This window comes from Sphingomonas echinoides ATCC 14820 (genome assembly GCF_000241465.1).
GTDB classification, from domain to species: Bacteria; Pseudomonadota; Alphaproteobacteria; order Sphingomonadales; family Sphingomonadaceae; genus Sphingomonas; species Sphingomonas echinoides.
In genome coordinates this window covers 2,921,900-2,948,033 of record NZ_JH584235.1, presented here as the reverse complement: position 1 = coordinate 2,948,033, position 26,134 = coordinate 2,921,900, and the positions used below count along the sequence as shown (strand labels likewise).

Annotated in this window: 24 protein-coding genes; 10 read left to right on the top strand and 14 right to left on the bottom strand. The window is 65.1% G+C overall.

Annotated elements, in window-relative coordinates; all coding sequences use genetic code 11:
• Nucleotides 1-32: 32 nt before the first annotated feature.
• Nucleotides 33-419 (bottom strand): winged helix-turn-helix transcriptional regulator, encoded by a 387-nt coding sequence (locus tag ON00_RS13770; protein WP_010406640.1) that lies wholly within the window; start codon nt 417-419, stop codon nt 33-35.
• Nucleotides 420-505: 86 nt separating this feature from the next.
• On the opposite strand from ON00_RS13770, the gene ON00_RS13765 reads away from it, so the two are divergent.
• The 3 genes from ON00_RS13765 (at nt 506) to ON00_RS13755 (ending at nt 2,953) form a co-directional block, all read left to right on the top strand.
• Nucleotides 506-1,360: an NmrA family NAD(P)-binding protein gene (locus ON00_RS13765; RefSeq protein ID WP_010406638.1), complete on the top strand. Its 855-nt coding sequence runs from the start codon at nt 506-508 to the stop codon at nt 1,358-1,360.
• Between the two features lie 64 nt (nt 1,361-1,424).
• Complete coding sequence (locus ON00_RS13760; protein WP_010406637.1) at nt 1,425-2,438, top strand: adenosine deaminase; 1,014 nt, start codon at nt 1,425-1,427, stop codon at nt 2,436-2,438.
• A complete protein-coding gene (locus ON00_RS13755; RefSeq protein WP_010406635.1) occupies nt 2,435-2,953 on the top strand; it encodes a phosphoribosyltransferase in 519 nt (172 codons plus the stop codon). Before ON00_RS13760 ends, ON00_RS13755 begins: the two co-directional genes overlap by 4 nt.
• Before the next feature lie 116 nt (nt 2,954-3,069).
• On the opposite strand, the gene murA is transcribed toward ON00_RS13755, so the two are convergent.
• The 4 genes from murA to ON00_RS13735 all read right to left on the bottom strand — a co-directional run bounded on the left by murA (nt 3,070) and on the right by ON00_RS13735 (nt 7,601).
• Nucleotides 3,070-4,353, bottom strand: coding sequence for a UDP-N-acetylglucosamine 1-carboxyvinyltransferase (murA, locus tag ON00_RS13750; protein WP_010406634.1), 1,284 nt, complete (start codon nt 4,351-4,353; stop codon nt 3,070-3,072).
• An 81-nt stretch (nt 4,354-4,434) separates the two neighbouring features.
• On the bottom strand, nt 4,435-4,776 hold the full coding sequence (gene clpS / locus ON00_RS13745; protein WP_029622891.1) for an ATP-dependent Clp protease adapter ClpS: 342 nt from the start codon (nt 4,774-4,776) through the stop codon (nt 4,435-4,437).
• 131 nt (nt 4,777-4,907) lie between these two features.
• Nucleotides 4,908-5,744: a phasin family protein gene (locus tag ON00_RS21060; RefSeq protein ID WP_010406630.1), complete on the bottom strand. Its 837-nt coding sequence runs from the start codon at nt 5,742-5,744 to the stop codon at nt 4,908-4,910.
• A 111-nt stretch (nt 5,745-5,855) separates the two neighbouring features.
• A complete protein-coding gene (locus ON00_RS13735; protein ID WP_010406628.1) occupies nt 5,856-7,601 on the bottom strand; it encodes a PHA/PHB synthase family protein in 1,746 nt (581 codons plus the stop codon).
• A 171-nt stretch (nt 7,602-7,772) separates the two neighbouring features.
• Here ON00_RS13735 and ON00_RS13730 point away from each other — a divergent pair, with 171 nt between their 5' ends.
• From ON00_RS13730 to ON00_RS13720, 3 genes are read left to right on the top strand one after another with little or no spacing between them, the layout of a single operon-like run.
• A complete protein-coding gene (locus ON00_RS13730) occupies nt 7,773-8,981 on the top strand; it encodes an LL-diaminopimelate aminotransferase (protein ID WP_010406626.1) in 1,209 nt (402 codons plus the stop codon).
• A gap of 12 nt (nt 8,982-8,993) precedes the next feature.
• Complete coding sequence (locus ON00_RS13725) at nt 8,994-9,767, top strand: sulfite exporter TauE/SafE family protein (protein ID WP_010406625.1); 774 nt, start codon at nt 8,994-8,996, stop codon at nt 9,765-9,767.
• Nucleotides 9,767-10,195, top strand: a complete 429-nt coding sequence (locus tag ON00_RS13720) for an acyl-CoA thioesterase (protein ID WP_010406624.1) — start codon at nt 9,767-9,769, stop codon at nt 10,193-10,195. Before ON00_RS13725 ends, ON00_RS13720 begins: the two co-directional genes overlap by 1 nt.
• 7 nt (nt 10,196-10,202) lie before the next feature.
• Here ON00_RS13720 and ON00_RS13715 read toward each other — a convergent pair whose 3' ends face one another.
• Complete coding sequence (locus tag ON00_RS13715) at nt 10,203-10,931, bottom strand: hypothetical protein (RefSeq protein WP_010406622.1); 729 nt, start codon at nt 10,929-10,931, stop codon at nt 10,203-10,205.
• 72 nt (nt 10,932-11,003) lie between these two features.
• Nucleotides 11,004-12,455: a helicase HerA domain-containing protein gene (locus ON00_RS13710; protein ID WP_029622888.1), complete on the bottom strand. Its 1,452-nt coding sequence runs from the start codon at nt 12,453-12,455 to the stop codon at nt 11,004-11,006.
• 104 nt (nt 12,456-12,559) lie between these two features.
• Here ON00_RS13710 and ON00_RS13705 point away from each other — a divergent pair, with 104 nt between their 5' ends.
• Nucleotides 12,560-13,615, top strand: a complete 1,056-nt coding sequence (locus ON00_RS13705; RefSeq protein ID WP_010406619.1) for a LacI family DNA-binding transcriptional regulator — start codon at nt 12,560-12,562, stop codon at nt 13,613-13,615.
• A 54-nt stretch (nt 13,616-13,669) separates the two neighbouring features.
• Here ON00_RS13705 and ON00_RS13700 read toward each other — a convergent pair whose 3' ends face one another.
• From ON00_RS13700 to ON00_RS13670, 7 genes are all read right to left on the bottom strand, one after another.
• The gene (locus tag ON00_RS13700; protein ID WP_010406617.1) at nt 13,670-15,091 is read right to left on the bottom strand and encodes a sugar porter family MFS transporter; all 1,422 of its coding nucleotides are present in this window, start codon (nt 15,089-15,091) and stop codon (nt 13,670-13,672) included.
• A gap of 27 nt (nt 15,092-15,118) precedes the next feature.
• The gene (locus ON00_RS13695) at nt 15,119-15,991 is read right to left on the bottom strand and encodes an SMP-30/gluconolactonase/LRE family protein (RefSeq protein ID WP_010406615.1); all 873 of its coding nucleotides are present in this window, start codon (nt 15,989-15,991) and stop codon (nt 15,119-15,121) included.
• On the bottom strand, nt 15,991-16,743 hold the full coding sequence (xylB, locus tag ON00_RS13690) for a D-xylose 1-dehydrogenase (RefSeq protein WP_010406613.1): 753 nt from the start codon (nt 16,741-16,743) through the stop codon (nt 15,991-15,993). The genes ON00_RS13695 and xylB (ON00_RS13690) overlap by 1 nt, the downstream gene beginning before the upstream one ends.
• A complete protein-coding gene (locus tag ON00_RS13685) occupies nt 16,740-17,873 on the bottom strand; it encodes a fumarylacetoacetate hydrolase family protein (RefSeq protein WP_010406611.1) in 1,134 nt (377 codons plus the stop codon). The genes xylB (ON00_RS13690) and ON00_RS13685 overlap by 4 nt, the downstream gene beginning before the upstream one ends.
• 114 nt (nt 17,874-17,987) lie before the next feature.
• Nucleotides 17,988-19,298 carry a xylose isomerase gene (xylA, locus tag ON00_RS13680; RefSeq protein ID WP_010406610.1) on the bottom strand — a complete coding sequence of 437 codons (1,311 nt, stop codon included), beginning with the start codon at nt 19,296-19,298 and terminating at the stop codon, nt 17,988-17,990.
• Nucleotides 19,299-19,315: 17 nt separating this feature from the next.
• A complete protein-coding gene (gene xylB / locus ON00_RS13675; protein WP_010406609.1) occupies nt 19,316-20,770 on the bottom strand; it encodes a xylulokinase in 1,455 nt (484 codons plus the stop codon).
• Between the two features lie 8 nt (nt 20,771-20,778).
• Nucleotides 20,779-21,870 carry a glycoside hydrolase family 43 protein gene (locus ON00_RS13670; protein WP_010406607.1) on the bottom strand — a complete coding sequence of 364 codons (1,092 nt, stop codon included), beginning with the start codon at nt 21,868-21,870 and terminating at the stop codon, nt 20,779-20,781.
• 194 nt (nt 21,871-22,064) lie between these two features.
• Here ON00_RS13670 and ON00_RS13665 point away from each other — a divergent pair, with 194 nt between their 5' ends.
• Genes ON00_RS13665 through ON00_RS13655 form a run of 3 tightly spaced genes read left to right on the top strand, consistent with a single transcriptional unit; the run spans nt 22,065 to nt 26,133 of the window.
• A complete protein-coding gene (locus tag ON00_RS13665; protein ID WP_245535577.1) occupies nt 22,065-23,360 on the top strand; it encodes a c-type cytochrome in 1,296 nt (431 codons plus the stop codon).
• On the top strand, nt 23,360-23,830 hold the full coding sequence (locus ON00_RS13660) for a (2Fe-2S)-binding protein (protein WP_010406605.1): 471 nt from the start codon (nt 23,360-23,362) through the stop codon (nt 23,828-23,830). The genes ON00_RS13665 and ON00_RS13660 overlap by 1 nt, the downstream gene beginning before the upstream one ends.
• Entirely contained in the window at nt 23,827-26,133 is a 2,307-nt protein-coding gene (locus ON00_RS13655; protein WP_010406603.1) for a xanthine dehydrogenase family protein molybdopterin-binding subunit, read from the top strand. The genes ON00_RS13660 and ON00_RS13655 overlap by 4 nt, the downstream gene beginning before the upstream one ends.
• Nucleotide 26,134: the final 1 nt, after the last annotated feature.

Genomic DNA, 26,134 nt, shown 5'->3' with positions numbered 1-26,134 from the left:
GGGCGGCGCAAGGCGTCCGCCCGGGCTGACTATCACGCCGCGACCGGTCCTGGCTCCAGCAGAAAGGGCAGCGATGATTCGATCCAGTCCGCCAGCGCGGCGACTCGGTCGGCCGCCTCGCGCCCGAGCGGGGTCAGCGTATAGTCGACGCGCGGCGGCACTTCGGCATAGCTCCGCCGATCGACCAGGCGGCACCCCTCCAATTGCTGCAGCGTCTGCGCCAGCATCCGCTCGCTCACGCCGCTGACCTTACGGCGCAGGGCGCTGAAGCGCAGCGTGCCCGAGCGCAACGACAGCAGCGTCAGCACCCCCCATTTGCTGGTGACATGATTGAGGATGAGGCGGGACGGGCAGTCCGGGCTCAGCACGTCGCCGCGTTCCAGCGCATCCGAAAGCGGGGTGGCGCTCCACTCTACCATTTTATCACTTACCTTTTTGTGCGTACTTATTTTTCATAAGCTATACCCCTAAATGGTGCGTCTCAATGGTTTTTGGGAGTGCTATCATGATTGCCGTTACTGGAGCTTCGGGCCAACTCGGCCGCCTCGTCATCGCTGGGCTGCTGGAGAAGGTTGCGCCTGACACCATCGTCGCGCTGGTGCGTGACCCCGCGAAACTGGCCGATTTAGCTGCACAGGGAGTGGTCGTCCGGGCGTTTGACTATAATCAGGCAGACACCCTTGCCGGCGCGCTGGCCGGGGTCGATCGGCTGCTGCTGATCTCGTCGAGCGAGATCGGACAGCGCGTAGCACAGCATCAGGCCGTCATCGCCGCCGCCAAGGCCGCCGGGGTCGGCTTCATCGCCTATACCAGCCTGCTCCATGCCGACACCAACCCGCTCAACCTCGCGGTCGAACATCGCGCGACCGAGCTGGCCTTGGCCGACGGCGGCGTGCCGCACGCGCTGCTGCGCAATGGCTGGTACACCGAAAATTATGCGCAAAGCGCGCCGATGGCGGTCGCGCATGGGGCGGTGTTAGGAAGCGCGGGCGCGGGCCGCATTTCGGGGGCTGCGCGCGCCGACTACGCGGCAGCGGCTGTGGCCGTACTGACGGCAGACGCGGCCAAGCCCGCCATCTATGAACTGGCTGGCGACGAGGCGTTCACCCTTGCCGATCTGGCGGCGGCGCTGAGCGATCTTTCGGGCAAGCCAGTCGCCTATCAGGATTTGCCCGAGGCCGACTATCGCGCTGCACTGGAGGGGGTTGGCCTGCCCGCAGCGATTGCCGCGATGCTGGCCGAAAGCGACACCAAGGCGGCCAACGGCGCGCTGTTCGACGATAACCATGCGTTGAGCGAAGTGATCGGCCGACCGACCACGCCGTGGCGCACGACGCTGGAAAGTGCGCTTAACGGGTGAAGCGGGTGCCGTGGGTGGTGGTTCGCCGCTTGCCCACGGCCAGCAACCTGGCAATGGTGCGCGAATGACCGATCCCGACTTCATCACCGGCTTGCCCAAGGCCGAACTCCATTTGCATATCGAAGGCAGCCTTGAGCCCGAGCTGATGTTCGCGCTCGCCCAGCGCAACCAAGTGGCGATCCCGTTCGCGAGCGTCGAGGATGTCCGTGCGGCGTATAACTTCTCGCGGCTGCAGGACTTTCTCGACCTTTATTATGCCGGGGCGGACGTGCTGCGGACCGCGCAGGATTTCCACGATCTCGCCGCTGCCTATTTCGACCGCGCCGCGGCGGACGGGGTGGTCCACGCCGAAATCATGTTCGATCCGCAGACGCATACCGCGCGCGGCATCGCCTTTGAGACGGTGATCACCGGGCTGCTCTCCGCCATTGCCGAGGCCGAGGCGAAGCACGGCATGACCGTGCTGCTGATTATGAGCTTCCTGCGGCACCTCGACGAAGCCGATGCCTTTGCCACGCTGGAGGCCGCCGAGCCGTGGCTGGAGCGGATTGCGGCGGTCGGGCTCGACTCGTCCGAACTCGGCCACCCGCCGGAAAAGTTCGCGCGCGTTTTCGCCGCGGCCCGCGCGAAGGGCTTGAAGCTGGTCGCCCATGCCGGGGAGGAAGGCCCGCCCGACTATGTGCTGCAGGCGCTCGACCTGATCGGCGTCGACCGGCTCGACCATGGCAATCGCAGCCTGGAGGACCCGCTGCTCGTCACCCGGCTCGCGCGCATGTGCATGACGTTGACGGTGTGTCCGCTGTCCAACCTCAAACTGTGCGTGGTGGGTGACATGGCCGAGCACCCGATCGACCAGATGCTGCGCGCCGGGTTACGTGCGACAATCAATTCCGACGACCCCGCCTATTTCGGCGGCTATGTCGGCGACAATTATCGCGCGGTCGCGGCCGCGCGCGGGCTTGATCGCGGCGATCTCGTCGCGCTGGCGCGCAACAGCTTTCTGGGATCTTTCCTACCCGATGCCGCCGTGGCGGAGCATCTGGCGCGGCTGGATGCCTATGCGGAGGCGGCGGCATGACCCTCTACACGCCGATTGCGCAGGAGCGTTTCGTCGCCGACATCCATCTGCTGGCGGCACGACTGGGCGAGGATGCGGCATGGGCACCGACCTTCCTGATCGGCATAGGGCGCGGCGGGCTGGTCCCGGCGGTGTTCCTCAGCCATGCGAGCGGGCTGCCGATGCTATCCGTCGATTTCTCGGCGCAGGTCGAGGATTTCGCGCTCGACCCGATCGCACGCCTGGCAGCGCGGACGCGCGGCGGCGAGCGTTTCCTGTTCCTCGATGACATCAACGATACGGGCCGCACGATCGCGCGGTTGCGGGCGATGCTGGCGGCGGCGGGCGCGGTGCCGGGCAGCGTGCGGTTCGCGACGCTGCTCGACAATATCCGCTCGGGCGAGCGCGTCGACTATCACGCACGCGAAATCGACCGCGCGGTGACCAAGGACTGGTTCATTTTCCCATGGGAAGCGGTTGCGCCCGACCTCGCCATCCAGGCCGACGCCGCGGCCGTGCCGGAGCGGACGGCTTAATCGTCGCGGACTTGCCCGCGCCCCGTTCGTTTCGAGCGTAGTCGAGAAACAGCAACAAGCGCTGTGCCAGGTTTCTCGACTACGCTCGAAACGAACGGGAGTGGTGGCGGACGACTTTAACCGTCGCCGACGCGCTCGATATCGGCACCGACCGCGCTCAGCTTTTCCTCGAGCCGTTCATAGCCGCGATCAAGGTGATAGACGCGGCTGACCTGCGTCTCACCCTCGGCGACGAGGCCGGCGATGATCAGGCTCATCGACGCGCGCAAATCGGTCGCCATCACTGGCGCGCCGACCAATTTGGGCACGCCGCGCACGACCGCGGTGCGGCCCTGCACCAAGATGTCTGCGCCCATCCGCGCCAGTTCGGGCACGTGCATGTAACGGTTCTCGAAGATCGTCTCGGTCAGTACGCTGGCCCCATCGGCCAGACACAGCATCGCCATGAACTGCGCCTGCATATCGGTCGCAAAGCCGGGGAAGGGCGCGGTCGACAGCGTCAGCGGCTTGATGCCGTTGGTGGCGGAAACCAGCAGATTGTCGCCGCGCTCCTCCAGCGTCACCCCGGCCGCGATCAAGGCGGCGGTGGTGGCGCGCATATCGTCCATCTTCACGCCGACCAGTTCGACCGAACCGCCGGTGATCGCGGCGGCGCAGGCATAGCTGCCCGCCTCGATCCGGTCGGGCATCACGCGATAGGTCGCGCCGTGCAGCCGGTCGACGCCTTCGATTTCCAGAGTCTCGGTGCCGATGCCGGAGATCTTGGCACCCATCGCCACCAGCAGATTGCACAAATCGACGATTTCGGGCTCGCGCGCGGCATTTTCGATGCGGCTGCCGCCCTTGGCCAGCACGGCTGCCATCACAACATTCTCGGTAGCGCCGACCGAGACGATCGGGAAGGTATAGGTGCCGCCCGACAGACGCCCGCCGGGCGCGATCGCCTTGACATAGCCCGCTGCCATTTCGAGCTGCGCGCCGATCGCCTCCAGCGCTTTCAGATGCAGGTCGATCGGGCGATTGCCGATCGCGCAGCCGCCCGGCAGCGACACGGTCGCTTCGCCCGCACGCCCGATCAACGGGCCCAGCACCAGAATCGACGCGCGCATTTTGCGCACGATGTCATACGGTGCTTCGGTCGCGGTCAGCTTGCCCGCGCGGATCGTCATCACCCGACCGAAATCCTCTGGCCGCGCGCCCTCGATCCGAGTCGAGCAACCGAGCTGGTTGAGCAGATGCCCGAAGCTGTCGACATCGGCCAGGCGCGGCAGATTGCGCAGCGTCACCGGCTCTTCGGTCAGCAGCGCGCACGGCATCAGCGTGAGCGCGGCGTTCTTTGCACCGGAGATGGGGAGGCGGCCCGACAGGCGATTGCCGCCGCGAATGAGAATACGATCCATGGATCTCGTTTATCGCCTCGCACCGCCCGCGCAAGCACGATAGCCGAATTGCGACGAGGCGCGCAGAAACGTCCGGCTAAATCAGGCCTTTTCCAACATGCATTGCAGCGGATGCTGGTTTTGCCGCGCGAAATCGATGACCTGGCTGACCTTGGTCTCGGCGACTTCGTAGCTGAAAATGCCGCACACGCCGACGCCCTTCTGGTGGACGTGGAGCATCACCCGCGTCGCCGCTTCCATATCCATGCGGAAAAAGCGCTGCAGCACCAGCACCACGAATTCCATCGGGGTGTAATCGTCATTCAGCAGCAACACGCGATAGGGCGTCGGCTGCTTGGTCTTGGCGCGGGTGCGCGTCGCAACGCCCAGGCCGGTGCCGTCGTCCGGCCCGTCCCCGGTTCCGTCATCACGGCGTTCCGCCATCGAGATTGCGCTGCTGTCGATCATCTGGTGCCTAAAATATGGCATTGCCGGGGGTGAGGGCAAGGGGGCAAACGAAAAGGGCGGCCCCATTCGGGACCGCCCTCTCCTGTCCGATACGGACGAAGATCGGCTTAGGCGCTGATCTTGATCTTCTCGGCGGCAAGCGCAACGCGGTTCGAGATCGGCTGGGCGACCTCACCGGCGAGCTTCACCAGCGACTCGGTGTTCTTCGAGGTTTCGGCGACGATCGAGTCGAACGCGCTGCGGACATAGTCGCTCTGCAGCTTGAAGAAGTCCGACGGGGTCTTGACGCTCGACAGGCTCTTCAGCGCCGCGGTCGCGCCTTCGAAATGCTTGCGGCCATATTCGGCGGCGTCCTGGCCCATCGTCTCGATGCCCTTGGCAGCGATCTTCGACGATTCGACGATGGCTTCAACGTTGCCCTTCGAGAATTCGTTGAATTCCTCGACCAGCTTGGTGCCCTTTTCAACGGCGGTCTTGGTGCGATCGTTGACATCGGCGAACAGCGCCTTGGCCTGTTCCTGGACCTTGTCGGTAGCGGCTTTGATGGTGTTTTCCATGGTGAAGATTTCCTTCTGCGATACAGTCGGCGCGGCGGCGGCGACGGGTTTGGGGGCTTCGGCGGTAACAATCGGGTCTGGGGTACGCACAGGCTCGGGCACAGACACGATCGGCGCAGCGACCTCGGGTTCTGCCACGATCGGTGCCGGAACGATCTCGTCGGCGGCAGGGGCCGCGACGACCGGTTCCGACGCTGCCGAGACCGAAACCGGAAGCGCTGCAGGAACCGAGGGAGCTTTTACGGCCGCCGCAGCGGTCCGCGTCTTGGGCGCGGCGGGTTTTGCCGGAGCAACAGCCGGGGGGGCCACAGCCGCCGGAGCGTCAACCTTCGCGGTCGGCTTTGCGGCTTTTGGTGCCGCGTCTGACTTCGGGCCTTTGCTTGCCATGACCGGATTTCTCCCACACCAATGCTGCACTGCAATATAGCAGCATTGGCGGTCAATACAAGCAAAATGTTGCACTGCAACATAAGTGAAATTACGAAGTTCCCGCGCGCTTCAGCGCGCCTTTACGTAGCGTCCCGGCGCATCTTCGATTGCCTTCAGCGCCCCCTTGCCCGGCTGGCGCGCGCCCTTGGCCGGGACCATCGCCGCGTCCTGATCACGCAGCCATGCCACCCAATCGGGCCACCAGCTCCCCTTGGTCTCGTGCGCCCCGGCGACGAAGGCCTCAAGCGTGTCGACCGGTTCGGGATTGACCCAATATTGATATTTGTTCGCGCTCGGCGGGTTAACCACCCCGGCAATATGCCCCGACCCCGCCAGCACGAAGCGCCGCTCGCCCGAGAAGAGCCGCATCAGCGCCCACACGCTTTCGGCCGGTGCGATATGGTCCTCGCGCCCGGCCTGAATATAGCTCGGCGTCGTCACCAGCCCGAGGTCGATCGGCGTGCCCAGCGCGCTGAGCGCCCCAGCCTTGCTCAGCAGATTGTCGCGGTACAGATCCACCAGATAGCGCATGTGCCACTGCGCGGGCAGATTGGTGGTGTCGCCATTCCAGTGGAGCAGATCGAACGGGGCATAATCCTTGCCCAGCAGATAATTGTTGGTGACGTAATTCCAGATCAGGTCGCGCCCGCGCAATTGGTTGAACACCGCCGCCATATAGCGCCCGTCGAGAAAGCCGTCGGGGGTCAGCGTCTTGAGCAGTTCGAGCTGATCGTCAGCGACGAAATACAACAATTCCCCCGCTTTCTCGAAATCGACTTGCGCGGTGAAGAAGGTCGCGCTCTTGACCGTGTCCGCTTCCCCGCGCGCTGCGAGCACCGCGAGCGTCGCAGCGAGCGTCGTGCCCGCCACGCAATAGCCAATGGTGTGCACCGCCGACACCTTCAGCGCGCGTCGCACGGTTTCGATCGCGTCGATCTGTGCGGCGATATAATCGTCCCACACCACATCCTTCATGCTGGCGTCGGCCGATCGCCACGAGACCATGAACACGGTGATGCCCTGTTCGACCGCCCAGCGGATGAAGCTTTTCTCCGGCGTCAGGTCGAGAATGTAGAAACGGTTGATCCAGGGCGGGAAGATCACCAGCGGCACCGCCAGCACGTTGGGCGTGGACGGGGCATATTGGATCAGTTCGTAGAGATCGGTGCGGTGGATTACCTTGCCCGGCGTCGTCGCCAGATTACGCCCCAGTTCGAACGCGGTCTGGTCGGTATGCGTCACTTGCCCCTTGGCGAGATCGGCAAGCATATTCTGCAGGCCCTTGAGCAGGTTTTCGCCGCCGGTCTCGATCGTCTTTTCGAGCACTTCGGGGTTGGTCGCGGGGAAATTGGACGGGCTGATCGCATCCAGAAAACCGCGCGTGGCAAAGCGCATCTGCTCGCGCTGCTTGTCGTCAACGCCCTGCAGCGCGTCGACCTGAGCGAGCAACTGGTCCGAGAACAGGAAGTAGCTTTGGCGAATCCAGGCGAACAGCGGGTCCTCACGCCAGCGCGCATCCTTGAAGCGTTTGTCGCGCGCGCGCTCGGCCGGCTCATCGACGGGCGGTGGTGCCTCACCGGGGGTGAGCATCCGCTGCCACAGGGTAAGGCTGTCGGTCCAGAAATCCCGCGCACGCGTCAGCGTTTCCGGGTCGGTCAGGCCGGGGATCGGCGGCAACGGCGTTTCCGCCGCGCCCAAGGTGGCCAGGCCCTGTTCCAGCAGCATTTGCTGCGCCCGCCCAAGCACCCAGGTCCAATGCTGCAACTCCACAAGGCTGGGCATGGCAGCGGTGGCGGCTTTGGTGGATTCGGCCATGACATCCTCTTCTCGTGCCTGCCATCCTTACCCCGACGAGCCCCGTTCATGAAAGCGCACATCATCGCCTTGGCGCAAAACACCCCCCCCCGGTCATATTGGTGTGCGGCGGGGTGACGGCGCGACACATAATGGCGTAAGGAAGGCCTCCCTCCAGCCGGAATCCCTGCAATGTCCGACGAATTCTATCGCATGAAGCGCCTCCCGCCTTACGTCATCGCCGAAGTGAACGCGATGCGAGCGGAAGCGCGCGCGACGGGCGAGGACATTATCGATCTCGGCATGGGCAACCCGGATTTGCCGCCGCCGCCGCACGTCATCGAGAAATTGATCGAGGTGGCGCGCAAGCCTGATGCGCATGGCTATTCGCAGTCGAAGGGCATTCCGGGGCTGCGCCGTGCGCAAGCCAATTATTACGGTCGCCGCTTCGGCGTCGATGTCGATCCCGAGACCGAAGTGGTCGTGACGATGGGCTCGAAAGAAGGGCTCGCCAGCCTCGCCACCGCGATCACCGCGCCGGGCGATGTCGTGCTTGCGCCCAACCCGTCCTATCCGATCCATACCTTCGGCTTCATCATCGCCGGCGCCACGATCCGCGCGGTGCCGACCACGCCCGACGATACCTATTTCGAGTCGCTGGAACGCGCGATGGCCTTCACCGTCCCGCGCCCGTCGATCCTGGTCGTCAATTATCCTTCCAACCCCACGGCGGAAGCGGTCGATCTGGCGTTCTACGAACGGCTCGTTGCCTGGGCGAAGGAGAATAAGGTCTGGATCATCTCCGATCTCGCCTATTCCGAGCTGTATTTCGACGGCAAGCCGACGCCGTCGATCCTGCAGGTGCCCGGCGCCAAGGACATTGCGATCGAGTTCACCTCGCTCAGCAAGACCTATTCGATGGCGGGCTGGCGGATCGGCTTCGCGGTCGGCAACAAGACGCTGATCGCGGCGATGAGCCGGGTGAAGTCGTACCTCGATTATGGGGCGTTCACCCCGATCCAGGCGGCGGCGTGCGCAGCACTCAACGGCCCGCAGGACATTGTCGAGACCAATCGCCAACTCTACCACAAGCGCCGCGACGTGCTGGTCGAGAGTTTCGGGCGCGCCGGGTGGGATATTCCCGCCCCGCCTGCCTCGATGTTCGCCTGGGCACCGTTGCCGCCCGCGCTCGCGCACCTAGGCAGCCTTGAGTTCTCCAAACAATTACTGACTCACGCCAAGGTCGCGGTTGCGCCAGGGGTGGGCTACGGTGAAAACGGGGAAGGCTTTGTGCGCATCGCGATGGTCGAAAACGAACAGAGGCTCCGCCAGGCGGCGCGCAACGTGAAGAAATATCTGGTGTCGATGGGGGTTAATATTCCCAGCGCAAAGGTCGGCTGACCGCCGCCCCGGATGATCATCACCCCGCTGTATTCGCTGGCCGGCGTGCTCGTCGGGCTACTCGTCGGGCTGACCGGAGTCGGCGGGGGATCTTTGATGACTCCGCTGCTGGTGCTCGCCTTCGGTTTCCACCCGGCGACTGCGGTCGGCACCGACTTGCTCTATGCTTCCGCCACCAAGAGTGTCGGCACCGTGGTGCATGGCTGGCGCGGCACCGTCGACTGGCGCGTGGTCGCGCGACTGGCGGCGGGCAGTGTGCCCGCCACCATCGTTACCATCATCGCGCTGCATTATGCCGCCGAGAAGCAGGATATGGGGCAGGCGATCTCCGCCATCCTCGGCGTCACGCTGGTCCTGTCGGCGGTGGCGACGGTGTTCCGGATGCGCATCGTCGGATCGCTGACACGGCTGTTCGGCAAGATCGGAACGGCGCGGCTCGCCTGGCTGACGGTGTTGCTGGGCGTGGTGCTAGGGGTGCTCGTGTCGATCACCTCGGTCGGCGCGGGGGCGCTCGGCATGACCGCCTTGCTGATCCTCTACCCAAGCTTGCCGATCAACCGCCTGGTCGGCTCCGACATCGCCCATGCCGTGCCGCTGACGCTGCTCGGCGGTTTTGGTCACTGGCTGCTCGGCTCGGTCAACGGCACCTTGCTGTTCTCGCTATTGCTTGGGTCTATCCCCGGAATCATCGTTGGCAGTTTGATCGCATCGCGCATATCCGACCGCATTCTGAGCCCGATCCTTGCGGCGGTGCTCGCCCTTGTCGGTTTAAGGCTGCTGTTTTGATGACGCGTCCCGGTTTCGCTTTTTCGACTCGTTTCAAGGTGCGCTATGCCGAAATTGACGGGCAGAAGGTTGTCTTTAACTCGCGCTATCTCGAATATGCCGATGTCGCGGTCAGCGAGTTCTGGGAATGGACCGGCATTGGCGCCGCGCTTGGCGAAGCGTGGACGCACACCGAATTCCATGTCCGCCGCACCGAGATCGATTATCTGAAGCCCTTCGTGTGGGGCGATACGATCGAAGCGTTCGTCCGCATCGCGCGGGTCGGCGGGTCGAGCCTGACGCAACGCTTCGAGCTGTGCCATGCGGAGACCGGTGCGTTGCACACCGTGATCGACATGGTGATCGTCAACGTCCACTTGCCCACCGGCAAGCCGCTGCCGATCAGCGATGCGGTTCGTGCCTATCTGGACACGCTGCCGACAGGCTAAGCCCGCGCTACTTCTGGAAGCCGACGGTCAAATCGAAGCGGATCCGCACCCACGCACCGATCATCGGCTTGCCGCCGATTCGCGGCGGCCGCACCCGGAATTGCCACGCCGCCAGCCGCAGCGCGCGCGCCAGCCCGCCGCCTGGCGGTGATTCATCCAGCGCGCGGCAATTCTCGACCCGATAATCGGGCGCGGTCTTGCAGGCGATCAGCGCCGAACCCGAATCCGCCTTCGCATAATCGCGGAGATATGGTGCCATCTCGGCCCTGCTCGGCTGCCCGTGTAACCATTCGGCATTGTACAGCGCCGCCCCGCCCGGCCCCTGGCCCGGGCCATAGGCTGCGACGCTATCCTTGCCGCTGCCAGAATCGTCGCCCTCGCCCTGATGCGCCGGAATTTTGCCAATGTCAGAAGCAGCGAATTCCTCGGAGCTCAACTGAATCAGCTTGGAGGGCACGGGGCTTTTCACCGGCGGCGGCGCGACGGGCGGCGGCGGTGCGGCCGAGGCGGTGGTCGTCTGCTTCTGCTTGTGCGCGACCTGGGTCTTCTGCGCCTGTTTGGAAACCACCGGGCCGATTGGCTTCACGTCGAAGGTGATGAGCGGTTTTTGCTTCTCGGTCTTGTGAAAGATGCCCGTGCCGAGCTGCAGAAGCAGCAACGCCACCAGCGCCTCGACAACAAGTGCCAGCGCGATGCCGCGGAATCGTCCTTTGCCCGACTCGGATCGATAGGACATGGCAGACATCGTGCCGCGCCTAGAGTGCGCCGTGCCGCACTGCAACCAGTTCGGCGTAACCTGAACGCTTTGTCATCCAGCGTCGGCGGGCGCGGTGGTCCATCCCAAAGCGGGAATCGTCATCGAGCGCTTGCCCGACAGATCGGTCCGCGTCACCAGCAGGTTGCGGCCCTCTATATAGCCGATCACGCGCCGCGCACGCCCCAACGAACTGGTGCCATAGGTCTGCGCCACCGCCTCATCGCTCGGGCATGGCAGCCCCTCGCGCGCGGCCTTCGCCACCAATAGGAAGCAGCCAAGCATTTCGTCCGGCAGATCGCGCGCCAGCGCCAGCGCCTCGCCCCAATCGCCATCAAGCCCTTCGAAGATCCCCGCGCGCCCCGCCGCCAGCCGCCGCGAAAAGGCGGACGGGTCGAGCGGCGCGGGATACACGCCGACCATACGGCAGCGCACCTGGAAATCCTGATACAGCACCGCCGCCGGGCGCGCGGTCGAATCGGCATCCGCGACAATCGCGCGCAGCACGTCACACACGATCTGCGCCAGTTCCTCGGGGTCGCGTTGCGGCACCTCGGGAACGGGATCAAGCGCGGCGACGGTTTCGATCTGCGCGAACACCGATTCGGCCGGGGCCGCGCGTGGCGGCGGCGGTGCCGGGCGCACCGGCTCTTCCATTTCCGCAAACAGAAATTGCCGCATGTCGCTGGCTTGCGCGTCGGGCAGCGGGATCAGCGCCGGGCCACCGCCACGCGAGCCGGTTTCGACCGCACCGATCCGGATCGCCACCGGGCGGCGCGACACGGCAGGCCCCAGCGCGAGGAAGGTGCCGCGCGCAAGATCGCGGATCTGCTCGGCCTGACGCCGCTCCATCCCCAGCAAATCCGCCGCACGCGCCATGTCGATGTCGAGGAAGGTGCGCCCCATCAGGAAATTGGACGCCTCGGCGGCGACGTTCTTGGCCAGCTTGGCCAGGCGCTGCGTCGCGATGATCCCGGCGAGCCCGCGCTTGCGGCCACGGCACATCAAATTGGTCATCGCGCCCAGCGAGGCACGGCGGACCTCCTCGGTCACCTCCGCCCCCATTGACGGCGCGAACACCTGCGCTTCGTCGACGACGACCAATGCCGGGAACCAATGGTCGCGCGGCGCATCGAACAGCGCGGACAGGAAGGCGGCGGCACAGCGCATCTGCCCTTCCATCTCCAGGCCTTCGAGATCGAGCACGACCGAGGTGCGATGTTCGCGGATGCGCGCGGCAAAACGGGCGACTTCCGCCACCGAATAATCCGCCGCCGTAATGGCGACATGGCCATAGCGTTCGCCGAGCGTGACGAAATCGCCCTCGGGATCGATGATGATCTGTTGCACCTGGCCCGCGCTGCGTTCGAGCAGGCGACGCAGCAGATGCGATTTTCCCGAACCCGAATTGCCCTGCACGAGCAACCGCGTCGCCAGCAATTCTTCGAGATCGATCGGGACGGGCGCGCCGCCCGCGTCGAGGCCCATGTCGACTTGAAACGTCATCGCGGCCACATGGCCGATGCGGGGGGGCATGGGCAAGCACCATCGCGACGCCGACTTGCCGTAGCGCACCACTCCGCCATAGAAGTGGCATAGAAAGGACGTGCATGAAGCAAATTCGGGGCTCGCGTCGTCAGCATAATGTTCCCACCATCACCGATGTCGCGGCACACGCCGGGGTTTCGCCGATGACGGTGTCACGTGTCGTAAATGGCAAGGGCAGCGTTCGCCCGGCCACGCGGGCAAGCGTCGAATCCGCGATCGCGGCGCTCGGCTATGCGCCGAACGCCGCCGCGCGCGCGCTGGCGGGTGGCGAGGAAATCCGCATTTGCCTGCTGCACACCAACCCGTCATTGACCTATTTCAGCGACTTCCTGGTCGGTGGGCTCGATCAGGCGAGCCGCAGCAACGTGCAGCTCGTCATCGAGAAATGCGAAGAGGACGGCCACGAGGCGGCGACGATCGAACGCCTGTTGCAAGGGCGGATCGACGGAATCGCGCTCCCCCCACCACTGAGCGATTCGCCGGTGGTGCTGGCGGCGCTTGAAGGCCACGGCATCCCGGTGGTGGCGGTGGCAACCGGTCGCGCGCCCGATTGGGCCCTGTCCGTCAGCATCGATGATCGTCGCGCGGCCTATGACATGACGCGGCATCTGGGCGCGCTGGGGCACACGCGGATCGGCTTTATTACCGGCGACCCGAAGCAGACCGCCAGTGGCGAGCGGCTGGCGGGATACCGTGCCGCGCTGTCCGACCTTGGGCTGGCCTTCGCGCCCGAACTCGTCGGTCACGGGCTGTTTACCTATCGCTCGGGGCTCGATGCTGCCGAACGTCTGCTGGATCTGACCGAGCGGCCGACCGCGATCTTTGCCTCAAATGACGACATGGCCGCCGCCGCCGTGGCGATCGCCCACCGCAAGGGGCTCGACGTGCCGACCGATCTGACGGTGTGCGGGTTTGACGATACCGTGCTGGCGACGACGATCTGGCCCGAACTCACCACCATCCGCCAGCCGGTGACCGAGATGTCGCGCACCGCGATCGAGCTGCTGGTGCGCGAAATCCGCATGCGCAACGCCAATGACAGCAGCGTCGATCATCCGCACGTACTGGCGGACTATGCGCTGATCCGGCGCGAATCGGATGCGCCGCCGAAACCGTAAAAAAGGGCGCTGACCGAAATCAGCGCCCCCTTTTTACCCGCCACGTGAAGGCGCTTATCCCTCCATCGCTTCCAGTTCGCGACCGCGCGTTTCCTTGACCATCGCCTGGACGAAGAAGAACGAAATGCCGGCAAACACGGCATAGCCCGTGTAGGTGACCGCCAAGCCGGGCGACACCGCCAGCGACGGGAAGCTGACCGAGATCGCCGCATTGGCGATCCACTGTGCAAAGCCCGACACCGCCAGACCCGACCCGCGAATCTGGTTCGGGAACATTTCGCCCAGCATGACCCACATGATCGGGCCCCAGCTGAAGTTGAAGAACACGACGTAGAGGTTGGCCGCGACCAGCGCGATCACGCCGTTATTCCCGGGCAGCGAAACCCCGCCGCCAGGCGCGGTGACAGCGGTCGAAAAGGCATACGCCACCGTCGCCAGCGTTACCGCCATGCCGGCCGAACCGATCAACAGCAGCGGCTTGCGCCCGATCTTGTCGACGAACGCGATCGTGAAGACGCACGCGCCGATCGACAGCACGCCCGACAGGATGTTGGTCTGCAGCGCATAATCCTCGGAGAAGCCGACCGCCTCCCACAGCGTCGCGCCATAATAAAAGACGACATTGATGCCGACGAGCTGCTGGAACACGGCGAGCCCGATGCCCGCCCACAGAATCGGGCGAATCTTGCCCGTGGTCTTGTCGATCAGGTCGGACAGGCGCGGCTTGTGATGGTCAGCGGCAAGGCTCGCGGCAATCTCGGCGACCTTGCGATCGGCCTCGTCGGATCCGAACAGCTTGGTCAGCACCGCGCGGGCGCGCTCGGTATGGCCTTTGACGACAAGGTAGCGCGGGCTTTCCGGGATGGTGAGGAGAGCCAGAAAATAGATCGCGGCCGGCAGCGCCTGCAGCCAGAACATCCAGCGCCATGCCGGAAAGCCGAGCCAGAAATGCGCGGTCGAGCCGCCCGCATAGCGTGCAAGCGCGAAGTTGGCGACGAACGCGCCGGTCAGGCCGGTGATGATCATCACTTGCTGCACGCTCGACAAGCGCCCGCGGATCGAGGCCGGGGTCACTTCGGAAATGTATACTGGCGAAATCACGCTGGCGGCACCGACGCCAAGGCCACCGATGATGCGCGCGACGATGAACAGGATCGAGCTGCTGGCACCGCCTGCGAGCAGCGCGCTGATCAGGAACAGCACGGCGGCCCCCATCATCACCGTGCGGCGGCCATAGGCATCTGACAAACGCCCCGCGCCGAAGGCACCGATCGACGAACCGACTAGGATCGCGCCGACATTGATGCCGATGCCGAGCTTGCCCAGCTCGAACGCGGCCTCCAGCCCCTTTTGGGTGCCGTTGATAACGCCCGAATCATAGCCGAACATGAAGCCGCCGATCGTCGCCACCACGACGATCGAGGCAATGAAACCTATATTGACCCGTTGCAGGTCCGGTTGCGCCAGCGTTGCCATTGTCCGTCTTCCGCTCCCTATCGATTGTTATATTTTTGCCGAATGTGTCGCCATACCCGCCACGCCGGGGTCGAAGGCGAACAGATTGCCCGCCTCGGGCTGCGCCGCCAATTCGGCGGCACTCAGGCCCTTGCGCGCAGTGGTCGCATAAGCCGTGCGCAGATCCGCGCCGCCAAAGGCGATCTTGGTGATGTTGGCGACCGGAAAGCGCACGGTCTCGATCAGCGTGCCCGCCGGATCATAATGCCGCACACCCCAGCCGCCGAACAGCGCAACCCATACGCCGCCCTCGGCATCGGTGGTCGATCCATCGGGATGGCCTTCGCCCGCCGCAATCTCGACGAACGGCGTGGGATCGCCCAGCGTGCCGTCGTCCCTTATCGGCACGCGCCACACCGTCCGCCCCAGCGTATCGGTATGATAGAGCGTGGTGCCATCGGGCGAGATCGCCGGGCCGTTGGTGATCGCAACCGGCGCGAGACCCGCATCGGCGCAGCCACGGTGATCGTGCCGGTACAGCCGACCGCTCTCCGCTTGCTCGCCATTGTCCATACTGCCGAACCAGATCCGTCCGGCCGCATCGGTCGTCGCATCGTTCAGGCGGTTGCCCGGCATATGCGGCTCGGGGTCGATCAGCGGCGTGAAGCTGCCACCAGCCGGATCGAACCCGTACAGGCCCGATTGCACCCCGACGACCATTCCGCCGCCCACACGCGGCAGTACCCAGCCGACTTCGCCCGGCGCGGTCCAGGATGACAGCGCCGCAGTCGCGGGATCGAACCGGAACACGAGATGCCGTTTGATATCGACACACCACAATGTCTGCGTGGCGACGTCCCACATCGGCCCTTCGCCGAGCGTTGCGCCGAGCGGCGCGATCGTGACGGGTGCGCTCGCCATCAGCGCCAGCCCGCGTCGACGAAATAATCGTGGCCCGTGCACATATGCGCGTCGTCCGAAGCCAGGAACAAGGCAAGCGCCGCAACGTCGACCGGCTGGATCCGCCCCGACAGGCATTGTGCCGCGACGATCTCGGCCTCGCCTTCGGGCGTGTACCAGCGCTGCTGGCGCGGCGTCTGCACATTGCCGGGCACGATCGTCGTCACGCGGATGCCGTCGCGCCCGAGATCGCGCGCGAGGCCGCGCGTCATGCCTTCGATCGCGGCCTTGGCGGTCTGGTACAGCACGAGATCGGGCAAGCCCAAATGCCAGCTGATCGACCCGAAATTGATGATCACACCGCCGCCCGCCGCGCGCATACCCGGCACCACGGCTTGTGCAGCGAAGAACAGATGGCGCAAATTGGTCGCCATCCGCTCGTCCCAATATGCCGGGGTCACCTCGTCAACGCTATGGCGATCGTCGCTCGCGGCATTGTTGATGAGAATGTCGATCCCACCAAGATCCTCGGCAATCGCCGCGATCGCCGCACCCAACGCCGTCGGATCACGCAGATCGCAAAAGTGGAAGCGACCGGGGGCAAAGCGCTCGGCGATGTCCGCGCCAGCAGTCTGGTCGACATCGATAAAGGCGACGTTGGCCTGTTGCTCGGCAAAGGCTTGGACCAGGCCTGCGCCAATGCCGCTGGCACCGCCCGTCACCAGCACCCGCTTGCCGACAAGGCTCGGGTAAATCGCACGCGTGCCGGTCACTTGCTCGTCTCCAACAGCCCGCGCCCGGCCAGATTTGCGATCAGCGCGCGAATTCCGAAATCCCACGGTGCCGCATCGCGCGAGGTAACCACGCGATTGGTGAGACGCCCGAGCCGATCGCTCGCGATCGTCACCCGGTCGCCAATCTTGTGGGTGAAGCCCCGGCCCGGTTCATCGCGGTCCTGCACCGGCGCGAACAACGTGCCGAGGAACAGCGCAAAGCCATCGGGATATTGGTGTTCACTCAGCGTCTGGCGCACCAGATCGAGCGGGTCACGGCTGATCTGGCTCATGCTGCTGGTGCCCTCCAGCACATAGCCATCCTCGCCTTCGATCCGCAGCCGCACTTCGGCGCGGCGCACATCGTCGATCGTGAAGCCAGCGTCGAACAGCCGCACCAGCGGCCCGAGCGCGCACGACGCATTATTGTCCTTGGCCTTGCCCAGCAGCAGCGCCGAGCGGCCTTCGAAATCGCGCAGATTGACGTCATTGCCAAGCGTCGCGCCGACCGCTTTGCCACGGCTGTCCACCAGCAAGGCAATCTCCGGCTCGGGGTTGTTCCAGGTCGAGTCCGACCGGATGCCGATCTCGGCATCGGGCCCGACGCTGGAAAGCACCGGGGCCTTAGTGAACACTTCGGCATCGGGGCCGATCGCGACTTCGAGATATTGCGACCACAGGCCGTCCTCGATCAGCGCCCGTTTGAGCTCAGCCGCTTCTGGCGTGCCGGGAACGACCGCGCGGATCGACCCGCCGACGCGCGATTCGAGCCGCGCGCGGATGTCGGCGGCAGCGGAGGAATCCCCGCGCGCGCGCTCCTCGATCACGCGTTCGATCGCCGAAAGCGCGAAGGTGACCCCGCACGCCTTCACGCATTGCAGATCAACCGGTGCCAGCAGCCGCGACAGATCCGCTCCAAACGCGCCGAGCGACACTCCGCCCGACGCGCTGAAATCCCCCGATTCAACCAAATCGACGACCGTCGGCGCGCGCGCGGACATGTCGAACGCTTCGCCCCGCACAACCAAAACCGGGCTCGGCCCAGCATCGGTCGCGATGCGACCGACAAACACGCCGTCCTGCCAATCCACCGGTAGCGCCGACGCGCTCGCGTCGTTCTCGCCCGCCATTAACCCCTCCACGCGACCCTCATCCTTGATAGCGTTACCTTGACGACCGCCCCGGCGCTGTCAAGCGCTGGGGCGGTCGGCTGGTGACACCGATACTGCGTATCCTAACCGCTGTTAAATGAAGCGGTTGATCAAATTTTCGATTCGCTCCTGGCGGCCCGAACGCGGCTTGGGGTCGATCGCCTGTTCGACCGCCAGATCGGCGATCGCGGCGAGATCGAGCGTGCCGATCTGCTGGCCAAGATCGCCCTCCCATCCCGCATAGCGTTCGGCCTTGATCGCGTCGAGACGACCGTCTTCGATTAGCGCGGCGGCATTGAGCAGCCCCTTCGCCACCACGTCGATTGCGCCAACATGGCCATAGAACAGGTCGATCGCGTCCATCGACTGGCGCCGCACCTTGGCATCGAAATTGAAGCCGCCGGTGGTGAACCCGCCCGCGCGCAGGATTTCGAGATTGGCGAGCGTCAGTTCCTCGACCGAATTGGGGAATTGGTCGGTGTCCCAGCCATTTTGCGGATCGCCGCGATTGGCATCGATCGAGCCGAAGATGCCGAGCGCCGCTGCGGTAGCGATCTCATGCTCGAAGGTGTGGCTGGCGAGGGTCGCGTGGTTCGCCTCGATATTGACCTTCACTTCATTCTCAAGGCCATAGCGCTTGAGGAAACCGTACACCGTTGCGGTGTCGAAGTCGTACTGGTGCTTGGTCGGCTCGAACGGCTTGGGTTCGATCAGAATCGTGCCGGTGAAGCCGATCTTGTGCTTGTGCTCGACGACGAGCGACAGGAAGCGGCCGAGATTGTCGAGCTCGCGCTTAAGATCGGTGTTGAGCAGCGTCTCATAGCCTTCGCGACCGCCCCACAGCACATAGTTTGCGCCGCCCAGACGATGCGTGGCTTCAAGTGCGTCGCGCACCTGCATCGCGCCAAACGCGAACACTTCCGGGTTAGGGTTGGTCGCGCCACCAGCGGCAAAGCGCGGATGGCTGAACAGGTTCGCGGTGCCCCACAACAGCTTGCGGCCCGATGCGGCCTGAAGCTGCTCGAGATGATCGACGGCTTCGGCGAAATTGCGGCGATGCTCGGCGACAGTGGTCGCATCGGCCATCACGTCGACATCGTGGAAGCAGTAATAGGGAATATCGAGCTTGGTGAAGAACTCGAACGCAACGCGGCGTTTATGCTCGGCGGCGGCGGCATCATTGGCACCGGCATGCCACGGACGGTTGAACGTGCCCCCGCCGAACACGTCCGATCCCGGCCAGCAGAAGGTGTGCCAGAAGCAGGCGGCGAAGCGCAGATGGTCTTCCATCCGCTTGCCGAGCACGACCCGGTCCTTGTCGTAGAAACGGTATGCAAGCTCGTCGTCGGTGCCTGGGCCCTTGAAGGTGATCTGGGGAATATCGGCGAAGAAATCGGTGGCCATCGGGCGCTCCTTGGGGGTCAATTGGAGTGAGTAAGGGGAGAAATCTGGGCGTAAGCGGCGCGGAACACCGCTTTCTTAGGCGCGAGCCGCGCCGCCAGCTCGGCATTGGGGGCAATGCGGTGCGACACTGGCGGGGCGACGCACACTTCGGCGGGAGTGCCGCCATCGACCGCAATCTGCGCGAGACGTGCGGCCCCGAGCGCGGGGCCGACCTCGCCGCCCTGGAGATACACCATGGGCACCTCCATCGCGGTGGCGAGCGTCTCGCCCCAGTAACGCGACCGCGCACCGCCGCCGATCACGGCGAGTTCGGCGACTTCGGTCCCTGCCTCGCGCAGCACGTCGAGCCCGTCGGCGAGCGCGAACGCCACGCCTTCCAGCACCGCCTGCGCAAGCCGGTTGGGATCGGTATCGTTGTCGAGCCCGACGAACGCGCCGCGCACCTGCGCATCGTTATGCGGGGTGCGCTCGCCCGAGAGATAGGGGAGGAAAATCTCAGGCCCGTTCGCCACGCCCGCCGCTTCGGCGCGGTGGAACACTTCCGCCGCGCCGCTCGCGCCCGTCAGCCGCGCGACCCAGTCGATGCACGAGGCGGCGCTGAGGTGCACCGACATCTGGTGCCACATCTCGGGCAGGCAGTGGCAGAAGGCATGGACCGCGCGCGCAGGATTGGGCCTGAAGCGATCATTGGCAACGAAGATCACGCCCGACGTACCGAGCGACAGCAATGCCTTGCCATCGGTCACGACACCCACACCCGCAGCCCCACCGGCATTGTCGCCAGCCCCGCCCGCGACGGGAACCTGTGCCATGCCCCACGCCTCGGCGATGTCCGCGCGGAGCATCCCGGCGACATCGGTGCCTTCGACCAGGCGCGGCATCTGCGCTTGCGTCAGCCCACAGGCCGCGAGCAGCGTATCACTCCACCGCCGCCCGGCGACGTCAAGCCACAAGGTGCCGGCGGAATCCGACATGTCGGACGCCTTCTCGCCGGTCATGCGCAGCCGGACATAATCCTTGGGCAACAAGACGGTGGCGACCTGTGCAAAAACCTCGGGTTCCTGCCGCCGCACCCATTCGAGCTTGGGCGCGGTGAAGCCCGGCATCACGATATTGCCGCCGAGCGTGCGGAACTCGGGCGTTGTCGCTTCCAGTGCAGCGCATTCGGCGAAGGAGCGCCCATCATTCCACAGGATCGCGGGGCGCAACGGCCGATCGTCCGCACCAAGCAAGGTCGCACCGTGCATTTGCCCGGCGAGCCCGATGCCGCGCACCGCGCGACGGACCGCCGGGTCGATCGCCAGCACGGCCGCACTGGTCGCCTTCCACCAATCCTCAGGGTCCTGTTCGGACCATAAGGGGTGCGGGCGCTGCACGCTGAGCGCAGCGGTGCCCTGCCCGACGACCACGCCGTGCGTGTCGAGCACGACCGCCTTGACGCCCGACGTACCGATATCAATTCCAAGAAACATTGCGGGCCTTATTTGACGAACGGATCGATTGGCTTGATCGTCCCGTCGGCGTTGAAGGAAAGCTCGGTCACCTTGACGTTGCGCAGGTGGTTTTTGTTGCTGAGCTGCGTGTCCGCATAGAACAGCCACCATTTGCCGCCGGTCTGGATGATCGAATGGTGCGTCGTCCAGCCCTGCACTGGCAGCAGGAAGTGCCCGCGATAGGTAAAGGGCCCGTAGGGATTGGTGCCGGTCGCATAGTTCAGGAAATGCGTGTCGCCGGTCGAATAGGTGTAATAATAGTGCCCGCCGCGCTTGAACACCCACGATGCCTCGAAGAAGCGCCGGTCATGGTCGCCGCCCAGGATCGGCTTGCCCTGTTCGTCGAGGATCACCGCATCGCGCGGCGTCTCGGCAAAGCTCTTCATATCGGCATTCATACGCACGACCTTGCCGGTCAGCGCCGGCTGATCATCCTGGTGCAAATCGGTATCGCTGCCATTGGGGTCGAAGGTGCCATTCTTCCAGCGCTGGAGCTGCCCGCCCCAGATGCCGCCAAAATACATATAGCTCTTGCCGTCCTGGTCAGTGAACACCGCCGGATCCATCGAGAAGCTGCCCGCGATCGGCTTGGGCTCGGCCTTGAACGGGCCCATCGGGCTCTTTGAGGTGGCCACACCGATGCGGAACGTGCCCAACCCGTTTTTGTCACGGGCTTTGTCGCGCGCCGGGAAATACAGATAATAAGTGCCGTTCTTATAAGCGGCATCGGGTGCCCACATTTGCTGCGACGCCCATGGCACCTGCTTCACATCGAGCGCGACCGGACCGACCGTGACGGGGCCGCCAATGCGATCCATCCGCAGCACACGGTAATCGTGCATCGCATATTCGTTGCCCAGATCATCGTCGGGAATGGCGGTCGGCACGTCGTGGCTTGGGTAGACGTAAATCTTGCCCGCAAAGACATGCGCGGACGGGTCTGCCGTGTAGATCGATGTCACCAGCGGCTGCGACAGATATTTCCGGCCATCCGGGGCCCGATCCGGAATCCGATCCTGGGCAAGCGCCAGCGTGGCCACGCCACACATCATCACTGCCCCAATCACGCGATACGCCATCATTCCTCTCCCGATGCGCGTAACCGCGCTATGATGAGAGAGGTAGCGCTAACATTTGCACGACGCAAGCGCCGCGCGCGCGTGTCGGCGGGATAAGCGCGATTTGTTTCTGGACGTCGGGCGCGGAAAGCGCGATTGCCCTGTCATAAGCACGCGAAGCACAGGGTGAATATGATGGCGGCGGGCACGGCGTGGTGAAACGCATTTTTCTCGGTGGCGTCCTCGCCCTTCTTGTTGGCCTGGCGATCTTTACGGGCTTTGCCTGGCGGCCTGCGATTTCCCCGATTGCTCGCCCGGCTGCCGCGTCCTTCGCGCCCGCCCTCGTCGCCAAGGGCGCAGTGCTGGCGAGTGCCGGCTATTGCGCGTCGTGCCATACCGCCAAGGGCGGTGCTGCGCTGGCGGGCGGTTATGCGATGGCCACCAGCTTCGGCACGATCTATTCGACCAACATCACCCCCGATATCGACACCGGCATTGGCGGCTGGTCCGAAACCGCCTTCCGCCGCGCCATGCATGAAGGCGTGCGGCGCGACGGCGCACATCTCTTCCCCGCTTTCCCTTATGACCATTTCACCAAGCTGACCGATGCCGATGTCTCGGCGCTCTATGCCTATCTGATGACGCAGCCTGCGGTGCGCGCCGAGGACAAGGCCAATGGCCTGCCCTTCCCGCTCAACATCCGCCTGTTGCAGGCGGGGTGGAAACTGCTGTTCTTCAAGCCTGGCCGCTATGAGCCCGTCGCGACCAAGGATGCGACCTGGAATCGCGGGGCCTATCTTGCCGAAGGAATCAGCCATTGCGCAGCGTGCCACACGCCGCGCGGGGCGCTGGGGGCCGAGCGTAAGGAAAAGGCGTATGCCGGGGCCGCGATCGACAATTGGATCGCGCCGCCGCTCGACAAGACCAACCCCGCGCCGATCGCGTGGAGCCAGAGTGAACTGGTCGCCTATCTCGGCACAGGGGTCAGCCTGTATCATGGCACGGCGGCGGGGCCGATGGCGGCGGTGCCGCGCGGGCTTTCCCGTCTGCCCGCCGCCGATGTGGCGGCGATCGCCACCTATTTCACCAGCTTCAACGGCTCCGCCGCGCGCGCCGGGCAGGATGCCGCGCTGATCCAGAAGGCGCTCGCCACCGACCGTATCGGCACCGGCCTGCAATATGATGCGGGGACACGGCTGTTCACCGCCGCCTGCGCATCGTGCCATTATAATGGCAGTAAGGGGCTCAACCCATTGCGCCCCGATCTGGCGCTCAACAGTACCGTGCATCTCGACGATCCGACCAATGTGATCCGCGTCATTCTCTACGGCATCGACGCCAAGGACGGTGCACCGGGCGTGGTGATGCCGGGCTTTGGCACCGGGTTCAGCAACGCCGATGTCGCCCGCATCGCCGCCTATCTGCGCGCGACGCGGACGACCAAGGCGGCGTGGCCCGATCTCGAACAGAAAGTCGCGGCGATCCGCGCGCAGGGCAAGGGCCAGGAGTGATGACCAGTTTCACGATCAACGGTCGCCCCGTTTCCACCACAATCGAGGACGACACTCCGCTCTTGTGGGTGATCCGCGATGAAATCGGGCTGACCGGCACCAAATTCGGCTGCGGCATTGGCATGTGCGGGGCGTGCACGGTGCATGTCGGCGGGCGGGCAACGCGGTCGTGCATCACCCCGGTCTCCGCCGTCGACGGTGCCGATGTCACCACGATCGAAGGACTCGACCCGAAGGGCGAGCATCCGCTGCAACACGCGTGGCGCGAGATCCAGGTGCCGCAATGCGGTTACTGCCAATCGGGCCAGATCATGCAGGCCGCCGCGATGCTCAAGGATTTCCCCGCGCCGACCGATGAGGACATCGATGCGGTGATGACCGGCAATCTGTGCCGCTGCATGACCTATGTCCGCATCCGCGCCGCGATCCGGCAGGCGGCAGGCACGCTCGCGGAAGGACCAAAGGCATGAGCCGCCTCGCCTCCACGGCGGAAGCCACCCGCAATGCGCTCTCGCGCCGTGGTTTCCTCGTTGCCAGCGGTGCCGCCGGGATCGCCTTCGGGTTTTCGCACGTGCTGGCGGCGATTGATCCTGCCGTGCCCGGCGGCACCCCCGCTGCCCCCACGGGGCCGCAATTCGAACCCTCGATCTGGTTCGGTATCGATGCTGCCGCCATCGTCACCGTCAACATCATCCGCGCCGAGATGGGGCAGCATGTCGGCACCGCGCTCGCGCGCATCCTCGCCGATGAGCTGGAGGCCGATTGGGACAAGGTCCGCATCGTCCATGTCGATACCGATCCCAAATGGGGGCTGATGGTCACCGGCGGGAGCTGGTCGGTGTGGCAGACCTTCCCGGTGTTCAGCCAGGCGGGTGCCGCCGGTCGCATCGCCTTGATCGAGGCGGGCGCGAAGCTGCTCGGCACCAGTGCGGCCAATTGCACCGCGCGCGGTGGCGCGGTCCATGCGGGTGGCCGCTCGATTTCCTATGGCGACATCGCCAAGCGTGGCGGCGTCGCCCGCCAATTCACCCCCGAGGAACTGAAGGCGCTGCCGATCAAGCCGGCCAAGGACCGTCGCCTGATCGGCAAGCAGGTCGCTGCGCTCGACATCGCCACCAAGACCGATGGCACCGCTCTATACGGCATCGACGCCAAGGTGCCCAACATGGTCTATGCCCGGCCCAAACTGCCGCCAACGCGCTTCGGCTCCAAGGTCGTGTCGGTCGATGACAGCAAGGCCAAGACGGTGCGCGGATATTTGCGCTACCTCGTCATCGAGGACCCGTCGGACACGGTGCCTGGCTGGGTGATGGTGATCGCGCAAAATTACCCCGCCGCGATCCGCGCCGCCGATCTGCTCCAGGTCACCTGGACCGCCGGGCCGGGCGCGACCACGTCTGAAAAGGACCTGCAAGCCCATGCCGCCGACCTGGCAGGCAAGGCCGAGAGCGGCGTCGCGCTCGACATCGTCAACGCTGGTGCCAAACCCACCAACGCCGCCAGCACGTTGGAGCGCGTCTACACCACCAGCACCGTGCTGCATTTCCAGTTGGAACCACTCAACGCGCTCGCCTTCGAGAAGGACGGTCGCTTCGAAATCCATACCGGCAACCAATGGCAAAGCCTGATCCTGCCGACGCTGGCCAAGGCGCTCGGCGTGCCCGAGACAAAGATTATCCTGCGCACCTATATGCTGGGTGGCGGCTTCGGGCGGCGGCTCAACGGCGATTATGCCGTCCCCGCCGCGCTCGCCGCCAAGGCGCTGGGTCGTCCGGTCAAGATGGTGCTGACGCGGCAGGATGATGCGCTGTTCGATTCGGTGCGCTCGCCCTCGGTGCAGCGCGTGCGGATGAGCTTCGACAAGGACAATGCGGTGATCGCGATGGAGCATCACGCGGCCGCCGGTTGGCCGACGCAGATGAACGCGCCCGCGCTCCTCGCCAAGACCAAGAGCGGCGGGGCCTATGATCCCTTCGCCATTTCGGGCGCGGACCATTGGTATGAGGTCGGCCACCAGACCGTCCACGCCATCCCCAACGATCTCGCCAACACCACCTTCCGCTCGGGCTGGCTGCGCTCGGTCGGGCCGGGCTGGACCAATTGGGCCCTCGAAAGCTTCATCGATGAAGCCGCGCTGCAGGTGAAAAGCGATCCCGTGGCCTTCCGCCTGAAATTGCTGACCGGGGCCGGTCGCAATGCCGGGTCGGCCCCCAGCGCCATTGGCGGGGCGCTGCGCCAGGCCGAAGTGGTACGCCGCGCCGCCGCCCGCGCGGGCTGGGGCGAGAAACTGCCGCCCGATACCGCGCTCGGCATCGCCACCAGCTTTGGGCAGGAACGTGACATGCCGACCTGGGTCGCCTGCGTCGCGCGCGTCCATGTCGATCGCAAGACCGGCGTGGTGCGCGTCGAGAAGCTGACTTTGGTCACCGATGCCGGGACGATCGTCGATCCCGATGGCGCGCTCGCACAAACGCAAGGGGCCGCTTTGTGGGGCCTCAGCATGGCGCTGCATGAAGGCACCGAATTCGCCAACGGATTGGTCAAGGACACCAATCTCGACACCTATCTGCCGTTGCGCATGGCCGATGTGCCCGAACTCGACATTACCTTTGTCGAAAGCGAGCACGTCCCCGTCGGCCTGGGCGAGCCTGCGACGACGGTGGTCGCGCCCGCAATCGGCAATGCGATCTTCGCTGCGGTGGGCGCGCGGGTGCGGCATTTGCCGATCACCCCGGCGGCGGTGCTCGATGCGCTGGCGGGTCGATCGGCCTGAG

Coding starts and splice junctions, on each gene's coding strand:
- ON00_RS13710 (WP_029622888.1), bottom strand. CDS start 12,455: ATGACGTTTCAAGTCGACATGGGCCTCGACGCGGGCGGCGCGCCCGTC.
- murA (WP_010406634.1), bottom strand. CDS start 4,353: ATGGATCGTATTCTCATTCGCGGCGGCAATCGCCTGTCGGGCCGCCTC.
- ON00_RS13670 (WP_010406607.1), bottom strand. CDS start 21,870: ATGGCGTATCGCGTGATTGGGGCAGTGATGATGTGTGGCGTGGCCACG.
- ON00_RS13765 (WP_010406638.1), top strand. CDS start 506: ATGATTGCCGTTACTGGAGCTTCGGGCCAACTCGGCCGCCTCGTCATC.
- ON00_RS13685 (WP_010406611.1), bottom strand. CDS start 17,873: ATGGCGGGCGAGAACGACGCGAGCGCGTCGGCGCTACCGGTGGATTGG.
- ON00_RS21060 (WP_010406630.1), bottom strand. CDS start 5,744: ATGGCAAGCAAAGGCCCGAAGTCAGACGCGGCACCAAAAGCCGCAAAG.
- ON00_RS13725 (WP_010406625.1), top strand. CDS start 8,994: ATGATCATCACCCCGCTGTATTCGCTGGCCGGCGTGCTCGTCGGGCTA.
- ON00_RS13770 (WP_010406640.1), bottom strand. CDS start 419: ATGGTAGAGTGGAGCGCCACCCCGCTTTCGGATGCGCTGGAACGCGGC.
- ON00_RS13700 (WP_010406617.1), bottom strand. CDS start 15,091: ATGGCAACGCTGGCGCAACCGGACCTGCAACGGGTCAATATAGGTTTC.
- ON00_RS13760 (WP_010406637.1), top strand. CDS start 1,425: ATGACCGATCCCGACTTCATCACCGGCTTGCCCAAGGCCGAACTCCAT.
- clpS (WP_029622891.1), bottom strand. CDS start 4,776: ATGGCGGAACGCCGTGATGACGGAACCGGGGACGGGCCGGACGACGGC.
- ON00_RS13715 (WP_010406622.1), bottom strand. CDS start 10,931: ATGTCCTATCGATCCGAGTCGGGCAAAGGACGATTCCGCGGCATCGCG.
- ON00_RS13660 (WP_010406605.1), top strand. CDS start 23,360: ATGACCAGTTTCACGATCAACGGTCGCCCCGTTTCCACCACAATCGAG.
- ON00_RS13695 (WP_010406615.1), bottom strand. CDS start 15,991: ATGGCGAGCGCACCCGTCACGATCGCGCCGCTCGGCGCAACGCTCGGC.
- ON00_RS13705 (WP_010406619.1), top strand. CDS start 12,560: ATGAAGCAAATTCGGGGCTCGCGTCGTCAGCATAATGTTCCCACCATC.
- ON00_RS13730 (WP_010406626.1), top strand. CDS start 7,773: ATGTCCGACGAATTCTATCGCATGAAGCGCCTCCCGCCTTACGTCATC.
- xylB (WP_010406609.1), bottom strand. CDS start 20,770: ATGTTTCTTGGAATTGATATCGGTACGTCGGGCGTCAAGGCGGTCGTG.
- ON00_RS13755 (WP_010406635.1), top strand. CDS start 2,435: ATGACCCTCTACACGCCGATTGCGCAGGAGCGTTTCGTCGCCGACATC.
- ON00_RS13720 (WP_010406624.1), top strand. CDS start 9,767: ATGACGCGTCCCGGTTTCGCTTTTTCGACTCGTTTCAAGGTGCGCTAT.
- ON00_RS13735 (WP_010406628.1), bottom strand. CDS start 7,601: ATGGCCGAATCCACCAAAGCCGCCACCGCTGCCATGCCCAGCCTTGTG.
- ON00_RS13655 (WP_010406603.1), top strand. CDS start 23,827: ATGAGCCGCCTCGCCTCCACGGCGGAAGCCACCCGCAATGCGCTCTCG.
- xylA (WP_010406610.1), bottom strand. CDS start 19,298: ATGGCCACCGATTTCTTCGCCGATATTCCCCAGATCACCTTCAAGGGC.